This window comes from Agrococcus sediminis, assembly GCF_007923295.1.
GTDB classification, from domain to species: domain Bacteria; phylum Actinomycetota; class Actinomycetes; order Actinomycetales; family Microbacteriaceae; genus Agrococcus; species Agrococcus sediminis.
On sequence record NZ_VOIR01000009.1, the window covers coordinates 1 to 604 of the forward strand.

The window sequence follows — 604 nt, forward strand, 5'->3', positions numbered from 1 at the left end:
CGCGTCTTCACCGCCCGCCTCGGCGGCGGCCGCAACGCCCTCGAGTACGTGCTGCCGCTGCTGGGCGTCCGGCAGAAGAACGGCAAACCCGGCCACCCGCAGACGCAAGGCAAGATCGAACGCTTCCACCAGACCCTCAAGCGCTGGCTCCGCCAGCAACCACCGGCGCACGACCTCACGACCCTGCAGCAGCAGCTCGACCGCTTCCGCACCAGCTACAACGAGCACCGCCCGCATCGCGCGAACGACCGCGCCACCCCCGGCCACACCTACCGCGCCACACCGAAGGCGCTCCCCGCCGCCGCCGCGCACTCGCCCGGCCACTTCCGCATCCGCTACGACCGCGTCGACCACCAAGGCCGCGTCAGCCTCCGCCGAGCCGGCCGCATGCACCACCTCGCCATCGGCGCAGCCCACCGAGGCCGACGCATCCTCGCCCTCATCGACGACACCACCGCCACCGTCATCGACCTCGAGACAGGCGAGATCCTCGCCACCAACACCATCGACCCGGCACGCAGCTACTGGCGCAACACGAGAAGAGCCCCCGGCCGATGGCCAGGGGCTCTCTCTTCGTGACACATGTCGCGACTCAGGTGAGACC

Annotated in this window: 1 protein-coding gene; it reads left to right on the plus strand. The window is 70.7% G+C overall.

Annotated features, from left to right (window positions below):
• On the plus strand, positions 1-579 hold a 579-nt coding region (locus FQ330_RS13620; protein ID WP_146354321.1), incomplete at its 5' end, for an integrase core domain-containing protein.
• Between the last annotated feature and the right edge of the window lie 25 nt (positions 580-604).